Here is a 21,362-nt window from a genome sequence, read left to right on the forward strand (position 1 = left end):
CGCGTTCATCGGTTCATGGCGCGCCGAGTGGATGGCGGACCTCGTCACCCCCCGGCCTGCGTCGCGGTGACCGAACTTGAAGACGCCGTGACGAGGTCGTCAGATCCGCCGGGGGCAAGTGTGTATGTCTGGGTGCCGACGGCAGCGAGGGCCAGGGCGGCCAAGGCCGAGCCCGCCTGGGCGCACCGGACCGGATCGACGCCGGCGGCGAGGGCCGACAGGTAACCGGCGCGGAACGCGTCACCGACCCCCGTGGGGTCGACTGCCGTGGCCTCGGGCACCGCTGGGACCTCGGCTGGCGGCCTTCCCGCTTGCTCGACGTGGCTTCCATTCTCGCCGAGGGTGGTCACCCACACGGAGACCTGAGCCAGTACGTCGGCCGGTGTCCAGCCGGTCTTGACCAGTAGTAGCTCGCGCTCGTACTCGTTGGTGAACAAGTGATCGGCCCCGGCGACGAGCTCCCGGATGTCCGCACCGTCGAGTCGGGCGAGCTGCTGGGAAGGGTCGGCGGCGAATTTCACTCCCAGTGCACGACACGCCCGGGTGTAGCGCACCATTGCCTCCGGGGCGTCGGCACCAATGAGCACGAGATCGGCGCCACCGTGCCGCTGCAGCACGGCGACGAGGTCGATGGCGGGCGCCTCGCTCATCGCGCCCGGGTAGAAGGACGCGAGTTGGTTGCCGTCCGTGTCCGTGGTGCACAGAAAGCGGGCGGTATGGCGGGTGGTGGAGACACGGACTGCGGACAGGTCCACTCCCAGCGCGGCCAGCCGGGCACCGTACGTGTCGAAGTCGGCGCCGACCGAGGCGATCAGGAGCGGTCGGTGGCCGAGGAGGGCCAGCCCGTAGGCAATGTTGGCCGCGACTCCACCGTCCCGGACCTCCATGGTGTCGACCAGGAGGGATAGGGAGAGATGGTCCAGGCGGTCGGCCAGTAGCTGGTCGGCGATGCGGCCGGGAAAGGTCATGAGATGGTCCGTGGCGACCGAACCGGTGACGGCGATGCGCATGTCAGGCTCCGGCCGCGTCGCGGAGAGCGGCTGCCCGGTCGGTACGTTCCCAGGCGAAGTCGGGCAGCTCGCGGCCGAAGTGGCCATACGCAGAAGTCGGGGTGTAGATCGGGCGAAGCAGGTCGAGGTCGCGGATGATCGCGGCAGGGCGGAGGTCGAAGACAGTATCGATGGCCCGTTCGATCGCGGTCGGAGAGACGTTAGCAGTGCCGAAGGTGTCCACGAAGAGACCGACTGGTTCTGCCCTGCCGATGGCGTAGGCGACCTGGACCTCACAGCGGGAGGCCAGGCCTGCCGCGACCACGTTCTTGGCCACCCAACGCATGGCGTAGGCGGCGCTGCGGTCCACTTTGGACGGGTCCTTGCCGGAGAAGGCTCCGCCGCCGTGGCGGGCCATGCCGCCGTATGTGTCGATGATGATCTTGCGCCCGGTCAGCCCCGCGTCCCCCATCGGGCCGCCGATGTGGAACCGGCCGGTCGGGTTGACCAGTAACTGGCAGCCCTCGGTGGTGAGCTCGATGCCGTCATCGGCCAGCCGTGCGAGTTCGTGATCGACGACGTGCCGGCGCACGTCTGGCACGAGCAAGTCCTCAAGGTCGATGTCTGCCGCGTGCTGGGCGGAGACCACCACAGTGTCGAGGCGGGCTCGGCGATTGCCCAAGTACTCGACGGTCACCTGTGTCTTTCCGTCAGGGCGCAGGTACGGGACGGTGCCGCCCTTGCGGACCTGGGCCAGCCGGTATGCGAGCCGGTGCGCCAACTGGATGGGCAGCGGCATCAGTTCCGGCGTCTCGTCGCAGGCGTAACCGAACATCAGGCCCTGGTCGCCCGCGCCCTGTGCGTTGAGCGGATCGGCGTCCTTTGCGTCGGTGTCCACGCCGCGGGCGATGTCGGGCGACTGGGCGCCGATGGAGACAGAGACGCCGCAGGAGGCGCCGTCGAACCCCTTCATGGACGAGTTGTAGCCGATGTCGAGTACGGCGTCTCGGACCAAGCCAGGAATGTCCGCGTACGCAGTCGTGGTCACCTCTCCGGCGACATGCACTTGGCCGGTGGTGATCAGCGTTTCCACGGCGACCCGCGACAGTGGATCCTCCTTTATCAAGGCGTCGAGGATCGTGTCGCTGATCCGGTCGGCCATTTTGTCGGGATGACCCTCGGTCACGGACTCCGAGGTGAACAGGTTGCGGGGCATGACACTCCCTCGGGTTGCAGGGGCCGCTGATGATCTGGACAAGGCAGCAGTGCGGTACGACTTCTGGGTCAGGCCTCTGGTGTCGGACGCGGCCTCAGGCCGAACGGGGTGTTACCCGGGAATCATTGTCCGGTGGGCCGGTGACTCGACGTCAGCGGTCGAGGGTCAGGGCAGCCTGGCCGGCCTCGGCGGGATCGGTTCCCGGGGCCAGCACGAGTAGCCAGCGGGGCGAGCACTGCATGGCCGAGGCGATGGCGTCGGAAGCGGTGAGGTTTCCGGCTGTCCTGGGAAGCAGGACGAGAGCGCCGTCCACTCGCCTGCGGGTCGCAGCTTCCTCAGTGGGGTGGTTCCGGTGGCCGGGTGGGCGGAGGGCGACCGTGGCGCCGTGGCTGCCGAGCTTTGCCGCGATGGCACGAGCGGAGCCGCCCTGCCCGAAGACTGCGATGAGCCGCCCGGCCAGCGAGGTTGACCCGGCCGGAGTCGGTAAGGGCGGCAGCAGCACGGGGACGGGAACGGCCGGAACGGCGACTACGGGCTCGCGCATGGGTGGTTACCTCCGGAGCTCCTGGGTGGTTGAGGTCGGGCCGGGATTGCTGGGTGCCGTGTTGTCGGGACGTTCCGCTGATCTGGGCTCGCCGGGGGAGTGGGCCGGCTGCGCCCGGGCGTCGACGGCGAACCCCACGCCGACTGCTCCTAGGGCCAGCAGGGCCGCGACCCAGCCGGTGGCCACTGCGAACCCGTGTACCGTGGCGGCCTGTTCGACTGCCTCGCCCGGCTCCGCGCTGCCGTGCGCGCGCTCGTATCGCTGTGTCGCGCTGCTGGCCAGCGTGTTCAACAGCGCGACGCCGGTCGATCCACCGACCTGCTGTGCCGTGGTGAGGGTGGCCGAGGCGATGCCCGTCTCCCTGGGGTCGACGCCCAGCGACGAGCAGGCGATCGCCGCCATGAACGTGGTGCCGGCGCCGAGCCCCACCATGAGCTGCGCAGGCAGTACGTGCGACAGGTACGCCGGCTCTGTGCCGAGCCCGGTGAGCAGCAGCATTCCGCCCGCTGCCAGCAGCATTCCCGGCACGATCAACCCACGCGGTGGCACCCGGTGGCTGAGCCCGGCGGAGATCCGGGCCGCTCCGACGATGATGCCGACGGCTGTCGGCAGGAAGGCCAGGCCGGTCTTGAGAGGGGAGTAGCCAAGGACCGTCTGCAGGTAGTACGTGACGGACAGGAACAGCGCGAACAGCCCTATGGTGACAAGCGTCATCGTGACGTACGCACCCGCGCGCACGCGACTGCGTACGATGCGCGGCGGCAGCAGCGGCGTGCGGGTACGGGTCTGCCACCGGGCGAAGAGAGCTAGCAGGACGGTGCCTGCGACCAGCAAGCCCAGCACCGTGGCGTCCGCCCAACCGCGTGAGGTCGCCTCGCCGAAGCCCGCCGTGAGGGCGACGAGGCCGGTGCCGACCAGCAGCACACCTGGGAGGTCCAGGCGGGCACCGGTGTTCCCCGGGCGATCGCGCAGCACGATCAGCGCCCCGGACACGGCGACGGCGCCGGGCGGCAGATTGGCGTACAGACACCACCGCCAGTTCAGGTACTCGGTGAGCAGACCGCCGGCGATGAGGCCGACGACCGAGCCTGCTCCGGCGATCGCGCCGAACACGCCGAATGCCGTGGCACGTTCCGCGGGGTCGCGGAAGGTCGTCGACAGCAGGGCGAGCGCGGACGGCGCGAGCAGCGCGGCGAACACGCCCTGCAAGGCTCGCGCCGCGAACAGCAGCCCCGCGGTGGGGGCCGCGCCGCCCAGCGTGGAGGCGACTACGAATCCGACGAGGCCGATGAGGAACGTTCGCTTGTACCCGACACGGTCGGCGACCTGGCCGCCGAGGAGCAGCAGTCCGCCGAACGCGAGGGTGTAGGCGGTGATGACCCACTGCCGGTTGCCGTCGCTCATGTTCAGGCCGTCCTGGGCGTGCGGGAGTGCGATGCTCATGATCGTGGCGTCGAGCACCACTAATAGCTGGGCGAGGCCGATGACGGCGAGTGCCCACCAGCGTCGCGGATCGGGTGCGGCGGTCATGCGGCCACTGTCGGGCGGGGCGTTGGGGCCCGACTGGTGTCCGGCGTACCACCGGGCGCCAGACGGCCTCGAGCAATCGCCCAGTGTGTTGCGGTCGACTCCGGTCAAAGGCCCGTGAAAGTGGGAGGTATGAGGTGACCGAGGCATTGAACGCGCTGTCGATCGTGCTGAGCGGTGCGGCGCTGGGCGGTCTGCTGGTCGGCCTGTTGGTGATCGAGCCCGTGCTGCGCGGACTGAAGGTTGATCAGTATCTCTTGATGAACACGCTGCTCGCGTACCGGATGGACAAGCTGATGCCGGCGCTGGTGGTGTTCGGGGCGTTGAGCGACTTGGTCCTGTCGGTCACTGTGAACGTCATGGCTGAGCGACTGTTGTACGGACTCGCGGCGGCGTGCCTCGGTGGGATCGCCGTTGTCTCCCGGCTAATGGTTCGGCCGCTGTACGAGTGGGTGGAAAGGATCGACCCGACCGATCCGCCGCCGGAGTGGGAGGACGTACGGCTGCGGTGGCGCACTGTCCACCACGTTCGGGTCGGGCTCGGCGTCGTGTCCGTTGCGCTCGGCGCTTTGGCTGCGGCATTCAGCCTCTGATGGCCGGCTCTTGACGGCACTGAGCGCCTGGCGCACTACGCCAGGCGCGCGGAAGCGTCTGTCCCCGCCGCCACTGGGGGGACAGACGCTTCCTTGCCGTTTCCCTGGGGTGAGTCCTGGCCGTTCAGGGGGAGCGGCGGCCAGGTCTTCGTTCCGCCAGGGAGCGCTTAGCTCCGATGCAGCAGGCCCTCGACGAGGTGCAGTCGGGGCAGCGTGCCCGGAACGGTCTGCACACTCAGCTTCTTGATTCCGGCCTCCGCGAACAGTGGTTCGAAGTCGGCCAGGCTGTGCTTCGCCCCACCGACGTTCATCATCAGGAACAGGTCGAGTGTGGTGGTGATGCGCATTTCGTCGGGGTAGGCGTCCACCAGGCTGTCGATGATGATCACCCGTGCTCCGGGGGGAGCGCTGGCGGTGATGTTGCGGAGCACCGCCCGGGAGTTCTCGTCCGGCCACTCCACGAGGTTCTTCAGGATGTAGACGTCCGCCCTGACGGGCACCGACTCCAGGCAGTTGCCGGGCACGATCCTGGTCCGGGGGGCGAGCCTGCCGCCCTCCTTGAGGTCTTCGTGGGCGCCGGCCAACACCTGCTCGAAGTCGTACAGCACGCCGTTAAGGTGCGGGAACCGGTCGAGCAGAGTGCGCAGCAGCAAGCCCTGGCCGCCGCCGATGTCCACGACCGTGCCGACGCCGGTCAGGTCGATGGTCTGCGCGACCACCTCGGAGCTGCGCGCGCTGGAGTCCGTCATGGCACGCGCGAAAAGCTGCTCGTCGTCGGGTGCGTCCTCACGCAGGTAGTCGTAGAACTCCTTGCCGTAGATCGACGGGATCACGGACTTGCCAGTGCGGAGTGCTTCCTCCAGGCGCGGCCACGCCTGCCAGGTCCACGGCGCGCCGATCCACAGGATGAGGTTGCGGATGCCGTCGAGCGAGTCCTCGCGCAGCGGCAGCGACATCTCGGTGTGCGCGAAGCTCCGCTCGCCGACCTCCTCGAACACGCCGTAGGTGGTCAGGGCGCGCAACAGCCGGTACAGCAGGTGAGGTTCGATGCCCGCCTTCTCGGCGAGCTCCTCGACCGGGACGGGCTTATCTCCGATCATGTCGGGGATCTTCAGCCGGGTTGCCGTCTGGACGGCAGCCGCGTTTCCGGCTGCGAAAGCCAGCTCACCCAGCTTCCGGAGGCCGACGTCCCCGGCCGGTTGCGAAACGGTCATGGATTCCCTCGCGATCGATGCGGGCTCGAGGTTCTGACGGCCCGACATTGCCCGAGGGCGCTGGTGGGCCGCTGTCCGCGCACTGGTGGAGCACCGTCCAACGGCGACCAGCGTGCCGCCAGGCGTACCACCCACGATGCGCAAGGACGGATTTCAGCTCACATGCGACTCACAGAATCGAACTGCCGGGGAGGCGGAATGCACCGCACTTTGATCGTGGCGCGGATGAAACCCGAGGACGCCGACCAGGTCGCAGACCTGTTCCGCTGGTCGGACAACACAGAACTGCCGCACCTCATCGGCGCGCGGCGACGCACGCTCTTCCGCTTCCACGACCTGTACATGCATCTCGTGGAGGCCGACGAGGACCCCACGCACAAGCTCTACGCGGCACGGGAGCACCCGCTCTTCAAGGAGCTCCACGAGCGACTGCTGCCGTTCATCACGCCATACGACCCCAAGTGGTCCGAGCCCAAGCACGCCATGGCGCAGCCGTTCTACTCCTGGCAGGCCGACTGATGTCCGCCCAGGAAGTGCACACCGCCCCGAAGGAAGGGAAGGCGGAACTCCCTGTCGTCAAAGTTGCCGCCGCGGAAGTCCCGTCGAGCCCCCGGCACGGCGGCGATCTGCGCATCGTGCTCGGCCCGGCGACGACGGGAGTGGCCAGTGGCTTCATGGGCACCGGCCTCCTGGCCGCCGGCGAGCGGATCCGGGAGCACTACCACCCGTACTCGGACGAGTTCATGTACGTGGTGCAAGGCGGTCTACAGGTGACGACGGATGGCAAGGACGTCCACCGGGTCACGGCGGGCGAGGGCATCCTCATCCCGCGTATGACCAAGCACAAGATGCTCAACGACGGCACCGAGCCTGCATTCGTCGTCTTCCACTCGTGCCCGCTCGCGCCCCGGCCCGAGCTGGGGCATGTCGACACGGAGGAGCCCGATCCCGATGAGGAGTGAACGACGCGCCGTCATCACCGGTATGGGAGTGGTCGCCCCAGGCGGGGTGGGCACCCCGGCCTTCTGGTCCGCTGTTACCGCAGGCCGTACGGCCACGCGCCGCATCACGCTGTTCGACCCGGAGCGCTTCCGCTGCCAAATAGCCGCGGAATGCGACTTCGACCCGGCCTCGCTGGGCCTGACGCCGCAAGAGATACGCCGGTTGGACCGGGCAGTGCAGATGGCCCTGGTGGCCACCGGGGAGGCACTCGCGGACGCGGGGGTCGGCGAGGGCGATCTGGACCCGGCCCGCACCGGCGTCACCATCGGCAGCGCGGTCGGCAGCACCATGATGATGGAGGAGGAATACGTCGTCATCAGCGACGGCGGCCGGCAGTGGTTGTGCAACCAGGAGTACGGCGTACAGCACCTGTACGGCGCGGTGATCCCGAGCACGGCCGGCGTGGAAGTCGCCCGCCGGGTCGGCGCGGAGGGCCCGACAGCGGTGGTGTCGACCGGCTGCACCTCCGGGCTCGATGCGGTCGGCCACGCCGCGCAACTGATCGAGGAGGGCTCCGCGGACGTGGTTGTCGGCGGTGCCACAGACGCTCCGATCTCACCGATCACGGTGGCCTGTTTCGACTCGTTGAAGGCCACCTCGACCCGTAACGACGACGCCGCACACGCCTGTCGCCCCTTCGACCGGCACCGTGACGGGCTGGTGCTGGGCGAGGGGTCCGCGGTCTTCGTGATGGAGGCCAGGGATCGGGCCGTACGGCGCGGCGCGAGGATCTACTGCGAGGTGGCCGGCTACGCCGGACGCGCCAACGCATACCACATGACGGGCCTGAAGCCGGACGGCCGTGAACTTGCCGAGGCCATCGACCGGGCCATGGAGCAGGCCGGCATCTCGGCCGAGGACATCGACTACGTCAACGCGCACGGATCGGGCACCCGGCAGAACGACCGGCATGAGACAGCGGCGTTCAAGCGAAGCCTGAAGGACCACGCCCGCCGGGTACCCGTCAGCTCGATCAAGTCGATGGTGGGCCACTCCCTGGGGGCCATAGGGGCGATCGAGGTGGCCGCCTCCGCGCTCGCCATCGAGCACGGAGTGGTACCGCCGACGGCGAATCTCACCACACCGGACCCCGAGTGCGATCTCGACTACGTACCGCACGAGGCACGCGAGCACCCCACCGACGTGGTGCTCAGCGTCGGAAGCGGCTTCGGCGGCTTCCAGAGCGCGGTCGTACTGATCTCTCCGAGGAGCAGGCGATGACGGTGATCACCGGTCTGGGCGTGGTCGCCCCCACGGGCGTGGGCCTGGACGACTACTGGGCCACCACGCTCGCGGGCAAGAGCGGCATCGACCGCATCCGCCGCTTCGACCCGTCCGGATACACCACGCAACTTGCCGGACAGGTCGACGACTTCGAGGCGGCCGACCACGTCCCGTCCAGGCTGCTCGCCCAGACCGACCGGATGACGCACTTCGCGTTCGCCGGTGCGAGCATGGCGCTGGCGGACGCCAAAGCCGATCTCGCCGACTTCCCCGAGTACGAGCGGGCCGTGGTCACCGCGAACTCCTCCGGGGGCGTCGAGTACGGCCAGCACGAACTGCAGAAGATGTGGAGCGGCGGCCCCATGCGGGTGAGCGCCTACATGTCGGTGGCCTGGTTCTACGCGGCCACCACCGGGCAGCTGTCGATCCATCACGGTCTGCGAGGCCCCTGCGGGCTGATCGCGACCGAGCAGGCCGGGGGGCTGGATGCCATCGGGCATGCCCGACGGCAGTTGCGGCGCGGCGCCCGTATCGCCGTGACCGGCGGCACCGACGCCCCGCTCTCCCCGGCCTGCATGGTCGCGCAGCTGGCGACCGGGCTGCTCAGCCGGAGCGCGGACCCGACCGCCGCCTATCTGCCGTTCGACCAGCGTGCGGCGGGCTACGTGCCAGGCGAGGGCGGCGCAATCATGATCATGGAGCGGCGCGAGGACGCGCAGCGCCGCGGTGCCGAGCGGGTGTACGGCGAGGTCGCCGGCTATGCGGCAACCTTCGACCCCGCCGCCGGATCCGGACGTGGCCCGACGCTCGGCCGGGCGATCCGCAACGCACTCGACGATGCCCGGATCCCCCCGGCCGACATCGACGTGGTCTTCGCGGACGGCTGCGGAGTACCGGAGCTGGACCGCGCGGAGGCCACAGCACTGGCGGAGGTGTTCGGCCCGCGCGGAGTGCCAGTCGCCGTGCCGAAGGCCGCGACCGGGCGCATGTACTCGGGCGGCGGGGCACTCGATGTCGCCACCGCGCTGCTGGCCATCCGCGATGGCGTGGTGCCACCCACCCCGCATGTGGACGAGTTCACCTCGGAGTTCCCGCTGGATCTTGTTCGTGCGCAGCCGCGCGAACTGCCGATACGTCATGCCCTGGTCTGTGCCCGGGGTGTGGGCGGCTTCAACGCGGCCATGGTGCTGCGCGCCACGCCCTGACTGGCCTGCCAGTGCGGACCCGTCTGTAAGACCCAGGGGTCTTGGCGAGACCCGTGGGTGACCCAAAACCCATCCAGCCGATGAGGGAGCGAACGTGAGGACTTTGAGTGTGGAGAAGCTGCTCGAGATCATTCGGGCCACCCAGGGCGAGTCCGCAGACGCGTCGAGCCTGACCGAGGAGGTCCTCGACAAGGCATTCACGAACCTGAATGTTGACTCGCTGGCCGTCCTTGAGGTCGTCACCCAGATCCAGGACGAGTTCCAGTTGCGGATACCTGACGCCGCCATGGAAGAGATGGAGACTCCTCGGCAGGTGCTCGACTACGTCAACGCGCGTCTGGAAGAGGCGGCTTGAGATGGCCGGCCGCACCGACAACTCCATTGTCATCGACGCCCCCATGGAACTGGTCTGGGACATGACCAACGACGTCTCCACGTGGGCCGTTCTGTTCGAGGAGTACGCGGAGTCGGAGGTCATCGCCGTCGAGGGCGACACCGTCCGCTTTCGGCTCAAGACCCAGCCGGACGCTGACGGAAAACAGTGGAGCTGGGTCTCCGAGCGGACTCCCGACCCCGAGAGTCGAACGGTCACTGCGCATCGACTCGACAATGGCCTGTTCACGTACATGAAGATCCGCTGGGAGTACGCGCCGGAACCGAGTGGCGTCCGTATGCGCTGGATCCAGGAGTTCGCCATGAAACCGTCCGCGCCCGTGGACGACTCAGGCGCCGAGGATCACCTGAACCGGCAGACGGTAAAGGAAATGGCCCGCATCAAAAAGCTGGTCGAAGCGGCCGCACGGGCAGACGCCGACGGCAGGGCCCTGGATAAGGGGAGCGACAGTGTGAAAGATGCGTCGATCGCGAACGGCGACCAGGGACCGGTCTTCAGGGTGCTGCTGCGAGCCGAGATCGTAGCAGGCAAGGAGAAGGATTTCGAGGAGACATGGCGGGAGATCGGCGAGGTCATTACCTGCCAGCCCGCCAACCTCGGCCAGTGGCTCATGCGTAGCCACGATGAGCCTCGCGTCTACTACATCATCAGCGACTGGACCGACGAAGAGCACTTCCGCCTCTTCGAGCGCAGCGAAGAGCACATCGGCCACCGGAGCAGGCTGCAGCCGTTTCGGACGAAGGGCTCCATGGTGACCACCGACGTTGTCGCCGAGATGACGAGGACGGGGGTGGCACGGTGAGTGCCGGCACCGAGCGGGGCACGGTTCGGGTCACCATATACGTTCGGGTGCAAAACGAACACGACCCGGACGAGGTTGAGAAGTTGGTGCAGGCGTACGACGAATCCAGCAAGGCATTGCAGGGGACGCCCGGCCTGCTCCGCAACGAACTGCTCCGCAACTTGAAGGAACCCGTCCGTTTCGCCGTGCTCAGCGAGTGGGAGGACCGGCGAGCGTTCCTGGAGTGGGAAGAGGGTGCCCGGCACAAAGGACAGACGGCGCCGATCCGCGAGTTCGCCGACCCGAGTCCATCCGGAGCGCCTTTCGCCGTTTACGACGTGATCGCGTCCTACTCGGCGTGACCGATACTCTCCGTGAAGGGGGCGTCCCGGGCTGCGGGACGCCCCCTTCTTTTTGGACTCACCGGTAATTATGTCGTGAACTAGTTCTGGCTGCGTCCTGCTGGGACCGCAGGGAAATCGGCGGCAGAGTGTTTCTCAACGGCGCGCACCTTCGTAATCGCTTTCCGGTTCATCAGGTTGCGCCAGTCGGTGAACGGTTTATTCCCTCGACATACTCGCGAAACCCTGGGAGGTTCAACCATCGCTACTATAAGATGAGTTATGGCGAGTGCCCACCTTCGGATCAAGAGGCCGCAATTTGACGGGCAGTGTAATCCATTACTTGGGTTTTCGTGGCTGAGGCGACGCTCTCAGTAGGGGGATCACGCGGATGGGTAAGGTGGCTGAAATACGGTTTCGTGTCCTTGGGCCGCTGGAGGTGATCGGCGGCGAAGATCGCGAATTGACGCCGAGCGCACCGAAGTTACGTCAGTTGGTAGCGCTGCTGCTGGTGTCCGGGAACCGCGTTGTAGGTATACATGAGATGACGGACGAGTTATGGGGAAGTCGGCCGCCGGCCAGCGCGCTCGCCACTCTCCAGTCGTACATATACAAGATCCGGAAGAACGTCTTCGACGTTCTCGAGGGCACCGACATCTCACTGCACACCAAGCCCAACGGCTATCGGCTGGACATGCCGCCCGGCGTGCTCGACGTGCACCGCTTCGAGGAACTGATCGACCAGGGCCGGAAGACGCTTGACGGCGGAGACGCCGAGACCGCCGCCCACCTCCTCGCGGACGCCCTGTCTTTCTGGCGCGGTGCACCGTTGGCAAACGTCGCGCCGGGCGAGCAGCTCGGTGTCCAGATCACCCGCTTCCAGGAACGCCGGATGTGCGCGGTGGAGCTGCGGCTCGAGGCCGAACTCCAGCTTGGTCGGCACCGCGAGCTGATCAGTGAACTGAAGACGCTGTGCTCCACCCATCCCCTCGACGAGGGTATGCACAGCAAACTGATGATCGCGCTGTACCGCTCCGGACGGCGGCACGAAGCCCTGGAGACATATCAGACCTTCAGGCGAGGCATGATCGACGAGCTCGGCCTGGAGCCCTCGCCCATGCTGGCCCGACTGCACACGGCCGTGCTGGTGGCCGAACGAGAATTGTATCTCGAATGTGAGCCCACGCCTGAACTGACACTGCGTCCGGTGCGGACCACGCCGGACGGCATCGGTGCGGCTTCCGGGCACTCCGTGGCCGGCGACGAGGGGGAGTTGGTTGAGCTTGCTGGGGCACAGGTCGCGGCCGCGGTCGGACTGCCGTCGGGCGCGGCGCAGCAGGCCTGGTCTGCGCCTCATCCGGCACAGCTCCCTCCCGACATAGCGGACTTCACCGGGCGGACGAAGGTACTCAGTCGGCTGGAGAGCCGCCTCGCGGAATGCCGTGAGCAGCATGCTCCGCTGCCCATCCTGTGGATCACCGGCATGCCGGGCGTGGGTAAGTCGGCACTGGCTACCCGACTCGCCCACAGGGTGCGCGACCGGTTCCCGGACGGTCAGCTCTACGTGGACCTGCGCGGCGACAGCGCCGATCCGGTTCATCCGCGCACTGTGCTGCATCGTTTCCTCGCCGCGCTCGGCGAGCACCGTTCCGCTCTCCCCGATGACATCGACGAGGCCGGCGAGCTGTTCCGCAGCCGCTGTGCCTCCCGGTCGCTGCTCTTTCTCCTCGACGGTGCCGCGGCTACCGCCCAGGTCAAGCCGTTGCTGCCGGGCAGCGGTGACTGCGCGGTCATCGTCACCAGCCTCGCGCACGGGCTCGCCGGCTCCGAACTGGTACTCCTTGACCCGCTGCCCGACGACGAGGCCCGCGAGCTCCTGACCTCGATCATCGGACCACAGCGGGCGGGGGAGGATTCTCCCGCCGTCGACCGTATCGTCGAATTCTGCGGGGGGCTTCCGCTCTCGCTGCGGGCGGTCGGCACCCGGCTCGGCCGACTGCCGGGGTGGCCGCTTCGCCAGTTCGCCGAACGGCTCGCCGACCCTCGCCGCCGTTTCGACGAATCCAGTCTCCCTGGCCTCGACCTGCGCGCCTCCTACGATGCCGGCTTCCGGCAGTTGGACGAGCGGGACCGGCTGGCCATGCAGTTGTTCGCGATGCGCGCCGGGGGTTCGTTCACCGCCGAGGAGGCCGCCCAACAGCTCGGCTGTGACCTGGTGAGTGCCGAAGGTGTGCTCGCCCGGCTCGCCGAGCGGCACCTGCTGCAGGCGACGGGGACCAAGGACGGTCCGCTGGGTTACTCCGTCCACGAACTGGTGAGGGTCTATGCGCTGCAACGGCTGGCCGGGAACTGACGACAGTCTGTCGACCTCCTGCCGGAACATGGACCACCACCACGGGTTGCGGATGGGTGGGAGCCGGCCGCGTCCCAGGCGGAACATCCGCCGGTGCGACACGGCCGCGGGTATCAGATCCCCCCGTCCACGTTGATCGTCTGGCCGGTCACGTAAGAAGAAAGGTCACTCGCGAGGAAGAGCGCGGCGTCGGCGATCTCCTCCGTCTCGCCGAGGCGGCCGAGCGCCGTCTTCTCGCCGTAGCGGGCAACCAGTTGGGCGCGTTGTTCGGCTGGGATCGCGTTGGTGTCATCACTGTCGATCACTCCGGGTGCGATCACGTTGATCCGCACCCCCCGCCCGCCCAGCTCCTTCGCCGCCGAGCGGGCGAACCCCTCCAGGCCTGCCTTCGCAGCCGTGTAGTGGCTGCGTAGGGCAATGCCCCGGGCCGCTGCCCGCGAGCCGATCAGTATGACGGAGGACCGTTCCCCGTACAGCGGAAGGGTTTTCTGCACCACCATGAAGGCCGCGGTCAGGCTGGTGTCCAGCACGCGGTGCCACTCCGCCATCTCCAGTTCCGGCAGCGGGATATGGCTGATCACGCCGGCGTTGTGCACGACGACGTCCAGCGATCCGTACCTGCTCTTCGCCTCATCCGCCAGCCGGTCGAGGTCGGCCGGGTCGTTGACGTCGGCCTGCAGCAGATGGTGGTTGCCGTCGATCTTCTTCAGATCGGTGCCCAACTGGTCGGCCTGTGCACTGGGGTTCTGGTGGCAGGCCAGGACGTCGGCTCCCGAGCGGGCGAGGGCGAGCACGATGGCTCTACCGATGCCTCGGCTTCCGCCGGTGACGAGCGCGTGCTTGCCGGTGAGGTTCAGATTCATGAGGGGCACTCCGAGTTCGCGGGTGGGGCAGGATGGTTGCGTCGGATACGTTCGGACTGCGCTGTTCAGGGCTGGGCAGGACACCAGCGGGCTGCCACCGGGCCCACGGCCGGAGACGGTCCGGATGCGGCACCTAGGGGAGCAATACGACCTGGCCGGCGTGCACCAATCCGGATCCGAAACCGATGAGCAGGGCGGCGTCCCCGGACCGTGCCTCGCCCGAGGCGAGCAGGCGCTCCATTGCCATCGGGATCGAGGCGCCGGAGGTGTTCCCGCTGTCGGTGATGTCCCGGGCGACGGCTGCGTCGGCAGGCAGGCCTATGTCCTTGACCAGCGCGTCGGTGATGAGCCCGTTCGCCTGATGCGGGATGAAGGCCGACAACTGGTCCGGTGTGAGCCCGGCCCCTTCGACAGCCTCGCGGGCCGCCTGGCCCATGGTCTCAGTGGCCCACCGGAAGACCTTCCAGCCCGTCATGCTCAAGTAGGGCCAGGGGAGTTCAGGATTCTCGCGCAGACTCGGCGTCCACTGGCCGGTCATGGTGATGGCGTCCATCCGCCCACCGTCCGCGCCCCAGGCCACCGGGCCGATGCCCGGCGTCCTGGACGGACCGATGACAACAGCGCCCGCCCCGTCCGCGAAGAGGAATGCGGTCGCCGGATCATCGGGGTCCACCACATCCGTCATCCGGTCCGCACCGACCAGCAGTACATTGCGGGCGGTGCCCGAGCGGACCATGCTGTCCGCGATGGCGACACCATGGCAGAACCCGGCACAGGCCGCCGACAGGTCGAACGCGGCGGTGCCCTGGGCGCCCAAGCGTTGAGCCACATCGACCGCCAGCGCGGGCATCTGCAGGAGATGGCTGATCGTCGCGACCAGGACACAGTCCACCTCGCCGGCCGACAGTCCCGCCGAAGCCAGGGCCTTTTCCGCGGCCGTGGCGGCCATCATCGCCAGCGGCTCCTCCGGCCCAGCGAACCTCCGGGTGCGGATGCCCGACCGGCGCGCGATCCACTCGGGGTCCACCCCGATCCGAGGGGCGATCTCCTCGTTGGTGACAACGCGCGCCGGCCGGTACGCTCCGACGCCGCGGATTCGGCTGCCGCCGACGGGAGCCGACGGCGACAACGACAACTGAGACATCTGGGCTCCTTCGTACGGATCCACCTGCGGGGTGATACTCGCAGCGCTTCATCGCGGGCCGATGGCGCGTACGGACGGCCGTCACCAGCAGAGGAACGAGCGGTGCACGACCGATCCTCCAGCGGGTAGTGCCGCTGGAGGACTATGGGGTACTGCTGTTGGGGGCCAAGGGCCTGCACGTCGTCAGTTCGCCCGAGCGTCCTGAGTCTTTGGTGGCGCAGGGGGCGAGGGTGCGGGAGACGGGGGTGCATCCGCCGGTTCGACCGCCAGGTGCGGCAGCCTCTTGTCGAGCCAGCCGGGCAGCCACCAGTTGGCAGTGCCCAGCACCCGCATGACGGCAGGCACCAGCATGGTGCGGATCACGAACGCGTCCAGTGCGACTGCCGCTGCCAGACCCACGCCGAACTCGGAGATGATCCGCTCCTCGCGGAAGACGAACGCCGAGAACACACAGATCATGATGACCGCCGCGGCGTTGATGACCCGGCTGGTGTTCGTCAGGCCCACCGTCACCGCCTTGCGGTTGTCGTGGGAGTGCACCCACTCCTCGTGCATCCGGCTGACCAGGAACACTTGGTAGTCCATCGACAGTCCGAACAGCACCGCCAGCATGACCGCCGGCAAGAACGCCTCGACCGGCCCAGCGCCGCCGACCCCAAGGGGGTCCGAGAGCCAGCCCCATTGGAACAGCGCCACCAGCACGCCGAATGAGGCCGCCGCGGCGAGCAGGTTCATGACCCCGGCCGTCAGCGGGATCACCAGACTGCGGAAGGCCACGAGTAGCAGCAGGAACCCGAGCGCCACCACGATGAGCACGAACCACGGCAGCTTGCCGAGCATGACGGTGGCGAAGTCGTCGAACGTCGCGGTCTGTCCCCCGACGTAGACGTTCATCGTGGTGCCCCGCTCGGCAGCCGGAATCGTGGTGTCTCGCAGCCGTGCGATGAGATCGGAGGTCGTCTCGTCCTGAGGGGCGGTCTTCGGGATCACCTGTACCACGGCCGTTGTCGCGCCTGGCTGTGCGGGCAGGGCCACCACAGAGGCCACGTCCGCGTCGCTGCGTAGGGTGTCGGCGAGCTGCCGCAGAGCATCCTTGTCGCGTTGGCCGTCGATATCGGCGACCAATTGCAGAGGTCCGTTGAAGCCCGGCCCGAAGCCGTCCTCCAGCATGTCGTACGCCTGTCGCGTGGTGTTCGACTCGGGACGGTTGCCCTGGTCGGAGATGCCGAGACGGAGCGAGAAGAACGGGATGGTCAGCACGGCGAGTACGACCACGGCGGCAGTCAGAACACCGCCCGGCCGACGCTGGACAAATGCCGCCCACCGCACCGCCAGTCCGCGTGGTTCCTCCTCGTTCGAGCCTTCGGCGGCCAGTCGCCTCCGCTCCCGGCGGCTGAGCACCCGCAGGCCACACAGGCCGAGCAGGGCAGGCATGAACGTCACCGACGCGGCCATCGTGAGCACCACCACCGTGGTGGTGGCGATCGCGACGCCGGTGAGGAACTCCAGCCGCAGCGCGAGCAGGCCGAGCAGTGCGATGCAGACCGTGGCGCCGGCGAAGAGCACTGCGCGGCCGGAGGTGTTGAGTGCCCGGACGGCAGCCTCTTCCGGATCGATGCCCGCCTTCAGTCCCTGCCGGTGGCGGGTGATGATGAACAGGGCGTAGTCGATGCCCACGCCGAGGCCGATCAGTGTCGAGAGGGTGGCGGCCAGTTCCGGGACATCGGCACCGTGCGACAGAAGCTTGATCGTCATCATGCCGGTGCCGACGCTGAATAGCGCGCTGATCAGTGGCAGCAGCATTGCGAGCAGCGATCCGAACGCGAGATAGAGCACGACCGCTGCGGCCGCCAGGCCCACGAACTCGGCAATGTTGCCGGCCTGCCCCTCCTCGGTCTTCTCCGCGACGGGTCCCGAGACTTCGACCTTGATCCCATCGGTACGGGCCGCGGCCGCGGCGTCGATGACGCGCTCGGCCTCATCCACCGACAGCTCCTCAGCCGTCTTGTGGTAGGTGATCCCGGCGTATGCGGTACGGCCGTCGCGGCTGATCTGGGTGGCGCCGGCGGCGGCGTAAGGACTGGTCACCGTCCCGACCGTGTCAAGCCGGTCGATCTCGTCGAGCGTCGTGGACAGGCGCTTGCGTACCGCGGCGTCCTGGACGGTGCCGTCGTCCACGTGCCATACGACGGTATCCATGTCGCCCGCGCTTTGCGGGAACGCGGACTTCAGGAGGTCCTGTGCCTTCTCGGATTCGGTGCCGGGGACGGAGAACACGTTCGCGTAAGCGGGGCCTGCGGCCTGGCTGGCCACAGAGATGCCGCCTAACGCCAACAGCCACAGTAATAGAACCAATAGGCGATGCTGGAAGCACCAGCGAGCCAGCGGGGTCATGCCGCTCCTAAGTATTAATCGGTCGATCGATTAATACTTGCGAAGGTAGCATACGGACGCGGAGCTCAGGTGACGGCACGAGACATGTGCGACACCTCCCGAGCCCCAGAACGGGAGTTGCAAGAACGATGGCCCGGACCGCCGGAAGCACGGCCGGAGTTACCCGCCAGCGGATCCTGGACGCCGCAAGCGTGCTCTTCGCGGAGTACGGCTACGCCGGAACCTCGATGCGCGACCTCGCACGGCACCTGGGCATGACCAGCGCGGCCCTCTACTACCACTTCCCGGCCAAGGAGGAGCTGCTGTCGGCTCTCGTGAGCCCGGTCGTGGACGCCCTGGACCAGTTTGCCGACCAGGCCGAGGAAGCACAGTTCGACCAGGAGAGGCTGGTCCGCGGCATCATCGCGGTTCTGGAGAACAGCGGCCGCACACTGCAGGCCATCGCGACCGAGCCCGCCGCGCTGCGCATCCTGGTCGACCGCCACGACCTCGGTCGGCGACTGGCTCGGCTGGAGCGGCTCATCGCCGGTACGGACGACCCGGAGTTGATGCTGCGCTGTCGCTGCGCGCTCGGCGCCATCCGCGTCGGCGTCATGTCGATCCACGTGAAGATGCCGCGTCCCGGTGTCTCAGCGGACGCGACCCAGAAACCGGGCCCGACGAAGCCTCCGCCCCGACTCGCCGATTCCGAACGCGAGTTGCTCGTGTCGATCGCCCTGGCGGTACTCAACGCGCCGGCACCGAGCGGTGGCCGGGCCGCGTGACCCCCCTGGGCGCGGCCGTTGCTATGCCTGGTCTTGTCCGGCCCAGTCTTCCTGTCCGGGCCCACTGGCCGAGCAGGAGTGGCGGTAGCGGGTGCAAGCACGCGCCGCCCAAGCTCGCGTTTGGTGTGACAGTGCCGCGCGCGCCCTCAGGTACGGGCAGTTCAAGACCATCGGCGTGATCCTCCACAGCCTCTCCGCCACCGGCCACGTCAACACCGTGGAAGCGATCGCGGCCCAGGCCGAGGGATACGCGATCACGGTGATCCCCGTCGACATCCCGACCCAGGACAGTGTGCTGGGCACCTTCACCCGGATGGGAGCTGGCGGTCGACGCAGTCATCGTCTTCATCGAGGTCCACCTGCTCGACGCAGGCACCGTGAAGGTGCCGCCCGGCGTGCGCGTGGTCGTGGTGGACTCCGATGCCGGAGACCGCTACCGCGTGATCGACACCGACCAGGCCGACGGCACCCGACAGGCCGTCAATCACCTGCTCGAACTCGGACATGACACCGTCTGGCACCTGACCGGTCCGGAGGAGTCGTACGCAAGTCAGCGCCGAGCCTGGACATGGCAGACCGTGCTCGAGGAAGCCGGACGGCCGGTGCACCGCCCCTGCACGGCGACTGGACGGCCGCATCGGGCTACCGGGCCGGCATCAAGCTCGCAGACGAACCGGACTGCACCGCGGTGTTCGCCGCCAACGGCCAGATGGCACTCGGTCTCCTGCACGCCTTCCAGGAACGAGGCAAGGCCGTCCCCGGTGACATCAGCGTGGTCGGCTTCGACGACCTTCCCGAAGCCGTCTACTTCGGCCCGTCCCTGACCACCGTCCACAGCACCGCGCCACCTCCCCTGAAGCGGCAACGGTAAGCACGCTGGCGGTATGGGTTCTGGTTGTTGCGGTGGCGACGCCAGTCTCGCCAGTTGCGGTCCTCGAAGTGGACCAGAGCCCGCTTCATCGCGGCCACTGATCCGGACACCTCACGTTGTGAGAGGACCGCGCCTCGCCGTCGAGTACGTCACTCAATCCGCGAGATGCGGATACGCCCGGTAGCGCCTGGGTGGCAGCCCGAAGGTGGCGCGGGAGCGGACTTCGATGAACGCGTTGATGCCGTTCTGGCGGCGCGCGCCCACCGAGGGGTGGTGGGCGCGCGCGTCGGCGGCGTTCATCACGGCTCGGGTAACGTTGAAGTCCTCCATGGAGCGTTGGAGGGACACGAAGTGCGTGCCGGGCGACCCGCCGTCCAGAGTGGCGAAGTCGCGGCGGTTGATTCGGGGTAGGCCGTTCAGGCGTGCGCGGCCTGTGGCCTGGGCGTGCCCTACGACGCCATGGGCGGCGGTCAGCGCGGGGAGGTCGTCGGCGTCGCTGCGCGCGTCATCGACCAGGTGCGCGGCGGCGTGGGCGTCGATTCTCGGTGAGAACATCTGCGCGCTGCGGCGGTCCGCGTCCTGTTCGTACCAGCTGTCCACGTCGAGCGTCAGACGGCTGACATGCATGGTCGTCCCCCCGGCCAGCGGACCGTTCGTGATGGTGATCGCCTCCTCGGTGGCCTGGTTGCCGCGCAGCCCCGAGTGGAAGCCCAGCATCAGTGGTGCCCGCTCGGGGATTCCGGCGCCGGGCAGCCGCTCGGCCGGCAGTCCCCGTCCGACGAAGCCCGACCGGGTCTCACGCACCCGCAACCGCTCCCGCTGGCCGAGCGGTCCGTCGCCGAACAGCTCCTCGGCGACCTCGGCGAGCAGGTCCTCGTCGTCGCTCGCCAAGTGCAGGCAGGCGTCGATGTCCTCCAGGACCGGATTCTCCCAGCGGGCCATCGGCAGCGGGGGCGGGACCGGCGACCGGCCCAGCACGGTGTGCCGATCGAACCAGCCAGGGCCCCAGCCCAGGCAGGTCAGCAGCCCGTCAGGGCCGTACGGATGGCGGTCCTCCAGGGTCCGTAGCGCCCGCTCCAGAAAATCGGCGTCGGACCTGTTCGGCCGGCCCGTCACATCCAGCATGAGCAGCCGGTGGAAGCGCGGCGCCAGCGGCCGGCCCTCCGGGTCGCTGTGAAAGGTGCCCTCCCAGGCGTGCTGAGCCTCGGGCAGTTCCTCGGTCGTGGTCATGCCGTCATACCTCCGGGAGGGGACCAGGGAGCCGGGTGCGCGGATGCGGTACGGAGATCGAGCCCAGCCTTTGCCGCTCGGTGCGGTTGTCGGTGTCGCGGACGTCGTCGGGCCGCAGCTTGGCGAAGACTGAGGCCCAGTCGGTGAGTGGTTGCCCCGGCTCGTTGTAGAGCCCGAACGTGGTCCCGCGCGCGGCCGGCTGTTCGACGGCGGCGATCAGGGCGGCCGCGAGGTCGGCCCGCGAGATCATGCCGTCCGTGCGCGGATCCTGGGTCAGCATCAGGGCGTGTGAACCCGCCGGGTCCTCGCTGAACCAGACCGGCCGCACGATGGTGTAGGGCAGGCGCCCGTTCCGCGTCGCGTGCTCGGCGGCCGTCCGGCCCGGCAGGAGCGAGGGATCGGTCCGGTTCAGCGGATGCATCGGCCCGTGGCCGACGGCGAAGGAGCTGAGCAGTACCAGGTGCGGGGCCGTATCCAGCGCGTCGGCGGCGTCGGTAAGCGAGTGCACCGCGCCGTTCGCATGCTGCCAGGCGTTTCCGCGCCGTGGGATGAGGACGACCGCGTCGGTCCGGGCCAGCGCGGCCCGTACCGCCGCCTGGTCCTGGAGGCCGGGAAGTTCGGTGACCTTATGGCCCCGTTCCCGGGCGTGCGCCGTCACCAGCAGTCCCAGGGAACCGGAGTAGCCGGAAGCGGCGACCACCAGGTGTGCCATC

The 21,362-nt window shown here is 68.3% G+C and carries 20 protein-coding genes and 1 pseudogene; 11 read left to right on the forward strand and 10 right to left on the reverse strand.

Annotation, left to right across the window (positions count from 1 at the left end; genetic code table 11):
• Positions 1 to 44: 44 nt before the first annotated feature.
• From ACZ69Q_RS10370 to ACZ69Q_RS10385, 4 genes are all read right to left on the reverse strand, one after another.
• Positions 45 to 1,010 (reverse strand): carbohydrate kinase family protein, encoded by a 966-nt coding sequence (locus tag ACZ69Q_RS10370; protein ID WP_471039392.1) that lies wholly within the window; start codon positions 1,008 to 1,010, stop codon positions 45 to 47.
• A 1-nt stretch (position 1,011) separates the two neighbouring features.
• Positions 1,012 to 2,205: a methionine adenosyltransferase gene (gene metK / locus ACZ69Q_RS10375; protein ID WP_471039395.1), complete on the reverse strand. Its 1,194-nt coding sequence runs from the start codon at positions 2,203 to 2,205 to the stop codon at positions 1,012 to 1,014.
• Positions 2,206 to 2,356: 151 nt separating this feature from the next.
• Positions 2,357 to 2,749, reverse strand: a complete 393-nt coding sequence (locus tag ACZ69Q_RS10380; protein ID WP_471039399.1) for a hypothetical protein — start codon at positions 2,747 to 2,749, stop codon at positions 2,357 to 2,359.
• A 6-nt stretch (positions 2,750 to 2,755) separates the two neighbouring features.
• The gene (locus ACZ69Q_RS10385; protein WP_471039403.1) at positions 2,756 to 4,279 is read right to left on the reverse strand and encodes a DHA2 family efflux MFS transporter permease subunit; all 1,524 of its coding nucleotides are present in this window, start codon (positions 4,277 to 4,279) and stop codon (positions 2,756 to 2,758) included.
• A gap of 134 nt (positions 4,280 to 4,413) precedes the next feature.
• Here ACZ69Q_RS10385 and ACZ69Q_RS10390 point away from each other — a divergent pair, with 134 nt between their 5' ends.
• The gene (locus tag ACZ69Q_RS10390) at positions 4,414 to 4,869 is read left to right on the forward strand and encodes an anthrone oxygenase family protein (protein ID WP_471039406.1); all 456 of its coding nucleotides are present in this window, start codon (positions 4,414 to 4,416) and stop codon (positions 4,867 to 4,869) included.
• Between the two features lie 167 nt (positions 4,870 to 5,036).
• Here the strand turns inward: ACZ69Q_RS10390 and ACZ69Q_RS10395 are convergent, their stop codons facing one another.
• On the reverse strand, positions 5,037 to 6,083 hold the full coding sequence (locus ACZ69Q_RS10395; RefSeq protein WP_471039409.1) for a methyltransferase: 1,047 nt from the start codon (positions 6,081 to 6,083) through the stop codon (positions 5,037 to 5,039).
• A gap of 198 nt (positions 6,084 to 6,281) precedes the next feature.
• Between ACZ69Q_RS10395 and ACZ69Q_RS10400 the strand changes: the two genes are divergently transcribed.
• The 8 genes from ACZ69Q_RS10400 to ACZ69Q_RS10435 all read left to right on the forward strand — a co-directional run bounded on the left by ACZ69Q_RS10400 (position 6,282) and on the right by ACZ69Q_RS10435 (position 13,383).
• On the forward strand, positions 6,282 to 6,602 hold the full coding sequence (locus tag ACZ69Q_RS10400; protein ID WP_471039413.1) for a TcmI family type II polyketide cyclase: 321 nt from the start codon (positions 6,282 to 6,284) through the stop codon (positions 6,600 to 6,602).
• Positions 6,602 to 7,045, forward strand: a complete 444-nt coding sequence (locus tag ACZ69Q_RS10405; RefSeq protein ID WP_471039416.1) for a cupin domain-containing protein — start codon at positions 6,602 to 6,604, stop codon at positions 7,043 to 7,045. The genes ACZ69Q_RS10400 and ACZ69Q_RS10405 overlap by 1 nt, the downstream gene beginning before the upstream one ends.
• Positions 7,035 to 8,306, forward strand: coding sequence for a beta-ketoacyl-[acyl-carrier-protein] synthase family protein (locus ACZ69Q_RS10410; RefSeq protein WP_471039419.1), 1,272 nt, complete (start codon positions 7,035 to 7,037; stop codon positions 8,304 to 8,306). Before ACZ69Q_RS10405 ends, ACZ69Q_RS10410 begins: the two co-directional genes overlap by 11 nt.
• A complete protein-coding gene (locus tag ACZ69Q_RS10415) occupies positions 8,303 to 9,514 on the forward strand; it encodes a ketosynthase chain-length factor (RefSeq protein WP_471039422.1) in 1,212 nt (403 codons plus the stop codon). Before ACZ69Q_RS10410 ends, ACZ69Q_RS10415 begins: the two co-directional genes overlap by 4 nt.
• A 109-nt stretch (positions 9,515 to 9,623) precedes the next feature.
• Complete coding sequence (locus ACZ69Q_RS10420) at positions 9,624 to 9,869, forward strand: phosphopantetheine-binding protein (protein ID WP_471039425.1); 246 nt, start codon at positions 9,624 to 9,626, stop codon at positions 9,867 to 9,869.
• Between the two features lies 1 nt (position 9,870).
• Positions 9,871 to 10,710, forward strand: a complete 840-nt coding sequence (locus ACZ69Q_RS10425) for an SRPBCC family protein (RefSeq protein ID WP_471039428.1) — start codon at positions 9,871 to 9,873, stop codon at positions 10,708 to 10,710.
• The gene (locus ACZ69Q_RS10430; RefSeq protein ID WP_471039431.1) at positions 10,707 to 11,051 is read left to right on the forward strand and encodes an antibiotic biosynthesis monooxygenase family protein; all 345 of its coding nucleotides are present in this window, start codon (positions 10,707 to 10,709) and stop codon (positions 11,049 to 11,051) included. Before ACZ69Q_RS10425 ends, ACZ69Q_RS10430 begins: the two co-directional genes overlap by 4 nt.
• 523 nt (positions 11,052 to 11,574) lie before the next feature.
• Entirely contained in the window at positions 11,575 to 13,383 is a 1,809-nt protein-coding gene (locus ACZ69Q_RS10435) for an AfsR/SARP family transcriptional regulator (protein WP_471039434.1), read from the forward strand.
• A 113-nt stretch (positions 13,384 to 13,496) separates the two neighbouring features.
• Here the strand turns inward: ACZ69Q_RS10435 and ACZ69Q_RS10440 are convergent, their stop codons facing one another.
• From ACZ69Q_RS10440 to ACZ69Q_RS10450, 3 genes are all read right to left on the reverse strand, one after another.
• Positions 13,497 to 14,246, reverse strand: coding sequence for an SDR family oxidoreductase (locus ACZ69Q_RS10440; protein WP_471039437.1), 750 nt, complete (start codon positions 14,244 to 14,246; stop codon positions 13,497 to 13,499).
• 133 nt (positions 14,247 to 14,379) lie between these two features.
• Positions 14,380 to 15,390: a beta-ketoacyl-ACP synthase 3 gene (locus tag ACZ69Q_RS10445; RefSeq protein WP_471039439.1), complete on the reverse strand. Its 1,011-nt coding sequence runs from the start codon at positions 15,388 to 15,390 to the stop codon at positions 14,380 to 14,382.
• A 183-nt stretch (positions 15,391 to 15,573) separates the two neighbouring features.
• Positions 15,574 to 17,784, reverse strand: coding sequence for an MMPL family transporter (locus ACZ69Q_RS10450; RefSeq protein WP_471039442.1), 2,211 nt, complete (start codon positions 17,782 to 17,784; stop codon positions 15,574 to 15,576).
• Positions 17,785 to 17,912: 128 nt separating this feature from the next.
• Here ACZ69Q_RS10450 and ACZ69Q_RS10455 point away from each other — a divergent pair, with 128 nt between their 5' ends.
• Entirely contained in the window at positions 17,913 to 18,548 is a 636-nt protein-coding gene (locus ACZ69Q_RS10455) for a TetR/AcrR family transcriptional regulator (RefSeq protein ID WP_471039445.1), read from the forward strand.
• Positions 18,549 to 18,675: 127 nt separating this feature from the next.
• Positions 18,676 to 19,383, forward strand: a pseudogene (locus ACZ69Q_RS10460) (substrate-binding domain-containing protein); the annotation flags it as partial.
• A gap of 189 nt (positions 19,384 to 19,572) precedes the next feature.
• Here ACZ69Q_RS10460 and ACZ69Q_RS10465 read toward each other — a convergent pair.
• Positions 19,573 to 20,649 (reverse strand): DUF7405 family protein, encoded by a 1,077-nt coding sequence (locus tag ACZ69Q_RS10465; protein ID WP_471039448.1) that lies wholly within the window; start codon positions 20,647 to 20,649, stop codon positions 19,573 to 19,575.
• Positions 20,650 to 20,653: 4 nt separating this feature from the next.
• On the reverse strand, positions 20,654 to 21,361 hold the full coding sequence (locus tag ACZ69Q_RS10470; RefSeq protein WP_471039451.1) for an NAD(P)-binding oxidoreductase: 708 nt from the start codon (positions 21,359 to 21,361) through the stop codon (positions 20,654 to 20,656).
• Position 21,362 lies beyond the last annotated feature (1 nt).

This window comes from Streptomyces sp. NPDC036764 (genome assembly GCF_055609385.1).